Source organism: Rubrivirga sp., assembly GCF_049648075.1.
Taxonomy (GTDB): domain Bacteria; phylum Bacteroidota; class Rhodothermia; order Rhodothermales; family Rubricoccaceae; genus Rubrivirga.
Genome location: NZ_JBARYR010000293.1, coordinates 1 through 4,299, shown reverse-complemented (window position 1 = coordinate 4,299; position 4,299 = coordinate 1). Strand labels below are relative to the sequence as shown.

General features: G+C 68.3%; 5 protein-coding genes. 1 reads left to right on the top strand and 4 read right to left on the bottom strand.

Translation table 11 applies throughout. The features are described 5' to 3' along the window. The 4 genes from WBA11_RS08805 to WBA11_RS08790 form a co-directional block, all read right to left on the bottom strand. Positions 1-482, bottom strand: a 482-nt coding sequence (locus WBA11_RS08805; RefSeq protein WP_424520327.1) for an FAD-dependent oxidoreductase, incomplete at its 3' end; no start/stop codon positions are given. 37 nt (positions 483-519) lie between these two features. Next, the gene (locus WBA11_RS08800) at positions 520-1,122 is read right to left on the bottom strand and encodes a succinate dehydrogenase (RefSeq protein ID WP_424520326.1); all 603 of its coding nucleotides are present in this window, start codon (positions 1,120-1,122) and stop codon (positions 520-522) included. 45 nt (positions 1,123-1,167) lie between these two features. Then, positions 1,168-1,578 (bottom strand): succinate dehydrogenase, cytochrome b556 subunit, encoded by a 411-nt coding sequence (gene sdhC / locus WBA11_RS08795; RefSeq protein WP_424520325.1) that lies wholly within the window; start codon positions 1,576-1,578, stop codon positions 1,168-1,170. A gap of 354 nt (positions 1,579-1,932) precedes the next feature. Next, a complete protein-coding gene (locus WBA11_RS08790) occupies positions 1,933-3,081 on the bottom strand; it encodes a citrate/2-methylcitrate synthase (RefSeq protein WP_424520324.1) in 1,149 nt (382 codons plus the stop codon). Between the two features lie 596 nt (positions 3,082-3,677). Between WBA11_RS08790 and WBA11_RS08785 the strand changes: the two genes are divergently transcribed. Beyond that, the coding region (locus tag WBA11_RS08785; protein ID WP_424520323.1) for a S1 RNA-binding domain-containing protein at positions 3,678-4,299 on the top strand (622 nt) is incomplete at its 3' end.

Here is a 4,299-nt window from a genome sequence, read left to right as displayed (position 1 = left end):
TACTCGTCGTAGAACGCGACCTTGTTTTTGACGCACTGCTCGTAAAGCGTGTGCAGGATCATGTGGCCCGTGCGGTCGGCGGCGTAGCACGCGCGGCGGACGGGGGCCTCGCCGAAGTTGCGCGTGTGGCCTCCAAAGCGGCGCTGGGCAATCTTGCCCTCGCGCGTCCGGGAGAACGGCACGCCATAGTGCTCGAGCTCGATGATGGTGCGCGGCGCGTCCTGGCACATCTGCTCGATGGCGTCCTGGTCGCCCAGGTAGTCCGAGCCCTTGGTCGTGTCAAACGCGTGCCACAGCCAGTGGTCCTCCTCCTCGTTGCCGAGGGCCGCGCCGATGCCGCCCTGGGCCGCGCCGGTGTGGGAGCGCAACGGGTGGAGCTTCGAGACGACGGCCACGTCGGCCCCGCCCTCGGACGCGTAGAGCGCCGCCATGAGTCCGGCGCCGCCGGCTCCGACGATGACGATGTCGTGTTCGTAGACCATGGATGTGGGGAGAGTGTGGCGCGCGACCTCGAGGACGCTACGCGGTGTAACCGAGGCCGGCGACGATAACGGAGTACGAGCCGATCACGAACAGGACGATCGCGAGTGTCCACGACAGGACCGTCGCCCCGACCCGGACGACGTCGTTCCGGATGTAGTCCGTGAGCACGTTGTTGAGCCCGTAGAACCCGTGGTGCAACGCGAAGGCGAGGAAGAGCAGGTTGAAGCCCTTCCACAAGACGGCGTAGACCGGATCCGCGAGCCGCAGCATCAGGATCTCATACGGTGTCGGTCCGGCCGTCTCGCCCGGCGGATGCGTTGGTCCCGGGGCGTCGCCCTCGATCTCGCCGAAGCGGGAGTCCTGGGCGGGAACGACGCGCGGGGACTCCGTTGCGGGGACGCCGGCGCGTGCCTCGAAGGCCTGGACAGCGGCCTCGGCCTCCTCCGAGTAGCGAGGCAAGATGCCCGCCTCCGCCTCCTCGGCCGTCACGACCGAGTGCGAGATCGAGGCCGTCGTCCGGTCGTAGTGCTGGACCCAGAAGTGGGTGATCAGCAGGAAAACGAGGAACGTGCCGGTGATCCGGTGGACGAACCACTGGAAGGCGCTGGAGCGGGCGGTGCGGCCGTACTTGGTAGCCATAGTGTCGGGGGTGCCGACCTCGAGGACGCGGCCTCGAGGACGAGACTAGCCGTTGAAGTGGTCGACGAGGGCGGCGATGGACGGGTAGCCGCCGACCGCGAACAGGACGGCGGCGACGGCGCCCAGCGTCCAGAACAGCTTCTTCTGGTTCGGGCTCCACCCCATGAAGTCGATGAGCACGATGCGCAAGCCGTTGAGCGAGTGGTACACGACGGCGCCCAGGAGCAGGAACTCGCCGACCTTGAAGATGGGCGCGTGGTAGCTCGTGATGAGCGCGTTGTACGCGTCCGGGTTCGTGATCGCCTTCAAGCCCCAGACGTGGACCACCAGGTAGCCCACGAGCGCGAGCCCGGTCAGGCGGTGGAGGATCCAGGCGAACATGCCCACCCGCATCTTGTACGGCTGGATGGGGCGGGCCTCGACGGCGGGGCGTGTGGGGTCAGCAACGACGGCCATGACGAACGGGGGAGGAGGAGCGGCAACCGCCGGCCTCGATCTGAGTTTCACTCGGGAGTGAAAGTTACGGGCGGCGGCCCTTCAAAGTACGCGATCCAATAGGCTCCGTCGGACCTTCGTCGAGCACGCAAGCGGTCTTCGCGAGACGGGCGGAAGCGCTCCTGGAACGCGCGCGTCGGCCTCGAGGACCCTGCTGGGTCGGACGTCGCGGCCCTGGACGTCTCGGACCGTCCTCGAGGGCGGTCGGGTGCTCAGGCCAATCCTGAGGAGCTGGCGCCCGTCCTCGAGGACGAGCAAAAAAGAGGGCGGAGCCTCCGAAGACGCTCCGCCCTTGCGCTGGGTCGGTACAGCGGGCTAGCCGCGGTCGGCGACGGCCGCGACCGTCTTGTCACGCGGCCCGACGTACTCGGCGCGCGGGCGGATCAAGCGGTTGTCCTCCCACTGCTCGAGCAGGTGGGCTGTCCAGCCGGTCATGCGCGAGATCGCGAAGATCGGCGTGTACAAGTCGGTCTCGATGCCGAGGAGGTAGTAGACGCTCGCGGAGTAGAAGTCGACGTTCGCGTCCAGGCCCTTGGTGTCCTTGACGGTTTGGCGGATGGTGTCGCTCATCTCGAGCCACTTCATCTCGCCCTTCTCCTCGCTCAGACCCTGGAGCATGCCGCGCAGGATGACCGCGCGCGGATCCAACGTCTTGTAGACGCGGTGCCCGATGCCCATGATCTTCTCCTTCTTCTCGAGCTTGCGGTCGACGAACTCCTGGGCCGTCTCGCCCGACTTGTCGAGAGCGATAAGCGTCTTCATGACCTCGATGTTGGCGCCGCCGTGGAGCGGCCCCTTGAGCGCGCCCATTGCACCGACGACGGCCGAGTACATGTCGCTCAGCGTCGCGCCGATGACGCGGCAGGCGAACGTGCTAGCGTTCAGGCCGTGCTCGGCATGGAGCACGAGCGCGGCGTCCATGATCTCCTCGGCGGCTGGGCCGGGCTCCTCGCCCGTCAGCATGTAGAGGAAGTCGAACGCGGTCGAGCCGGTCTGCTTGGGTGCGAGCGGCTCCTCGCCCTTGCGGATCCGGTCGAACGCGGCGAGCAAGGTCGGGAGCTTGGCGGTGATGCGGACCGCCTTGCGGTAGTTCGCGTCGGCATCCATGACGTCGGCCTCGTCGTCGTAGGCGGCGAGCATCGACAACGCCGTCCGCATGGCGGCCATCGGGTTGGCGTCCTTCGGCGTATGGTGCCGCAGGTGGTCCAGCAGGTCGCTGTGGACCGGGCGGGCGGCCTGGAGATCGGCGGTGACCTCGTCGAGCTGCGCCTGGTTCGGCATGTCGCCCTTCCACAGCAGGTAGGCCGTCTCCTCGAACGAGGCGTTCTTCGCGAGGTCGCGGATGTCGTAACCGCGGTAGAGGAGCTCGCCCTTCTGGCCGTCGATGAACGAGAGTTCGGTGTCGAGCGCGGTCACGCCTTCGAGGCCGCGGGTTTTCTTGGGGGCGGGGGCAGTCTGGGACATCAGTGGGGAAGGGGGGCAAGCACGCGCGGCGACAATCGCCGACGCTGAAACGGACGGTCGATGGCGTACCCGAAACGGCCGCTCGGGTTCGCGACCTGGCCCACGAAAGCGCCGGGAAGCCACTGTTTTCCGAGGATTCGGGGTGGAGATGCCGGCCGCTCGCAAGCGCTTCCGCTAGCCTCGAGGCCGGACAGGCGTTTTTGCCGTCCTCGAGGTCGTTCCGGTGGCAGGCACGATCTATGAGGGTGCGTGTCCCGTCCGTACCTTGGGACCCGGACGCTGCCGCCACTACACGGGTGGCCCGTCCGTCCCACAACGATTTGCGAGCGCTCCGCGCTCTGGCGGCCCTGGGACGGTCGCCGGCCCGACGCGCTGTGTCGGGACCCTTATGCCCCACGTCGTCTCTTTCGTCCGTCTCCTCGTCCAGGTCGCCGTAGGGCTGACCTCGAGGCTCGCGCGCGCCGCGCGCCTGACGGACCCCACCGCGCGACCGCGCCCCGAGGCCCCCGACCATCGTCGGACGCTGGCCCGGAGTCGCCCTGTGCTGCCCGTCCCGTTGGGGGACCGGCCCGCCTCGCGCTCCACCCCTCATCCTTTTGAAGAAGCAGATTGTCATCAACGCGAGCAAGGACCGCTCGCGGATCGCCATCGTCGAGGACGGAGAACTCGTCGAGCTCTACGTCGAGAACCCCGATAACGTCCGAACGATCGGGAACGTCTACCTCGGGCGTGTCCAGAAAGTCATGCCGGCCATCCGGGCCGCGTTCGTCGACGTCGGGCAGAAGCAGGACTGCTTCCTGCACTTCTCGGACCTGACGGACAACCTGCCGCAGCTGCTCGCCATGGCCGGCGAGGACGTGCCCGGCTTGGACGCGCCTGTCCTGTCGCTCGCACCCGCCAAGCGCGTCGCCGACGACGAAGACGAGCCCGACGTCGAGGACGCCCTCGAGGTCGAGTCGCAGCCCGAGGAGTCGCAGAGCCGCCGCACGCGCGGTCGCCGCTCTCGCGGTCGTGGACGGAGCCGGGGACGTGGTCGCGGCCGGGGGCGCGGCGGACGCGAGGAGGAAGAGGAAGAGGAAGAGCGCCGCGTGCTCCCGTCGGTCATCGACCTGACGGCGCCGCGCAAGCCCCGGACGCCAAAGCCCGACCCGACGCCCGAGGAGGAGCCGGAGGCCGACCTCGAGGACGTCGCGGACCGCATCGAGGACGCCGCCGACC

Coding starts and splice junctions, on each gene's coding strand:
- WBA11_RS08800 (WP_424520326.1), bottom strand. CDS start 1,122: ATGGCTACCAAGTACGGCCGCACCGCCCGCTCCAGCGCCTTCCAGTGG.
- sdhC (WP_424520325.1), bottom strand. CDS start 1,578: ATGGCCGTCGTTGCTGACCCCACACGCCCCGCCGTCGAGGCCCGCCCC.
- WBA11_RS08790 (WP_424520324.1), bottom strand. CDS start 3,081: ATGTCCCAGACTGCCCCCGCCCCCAAGAAAACCCGCGGCCTCGAAGGC.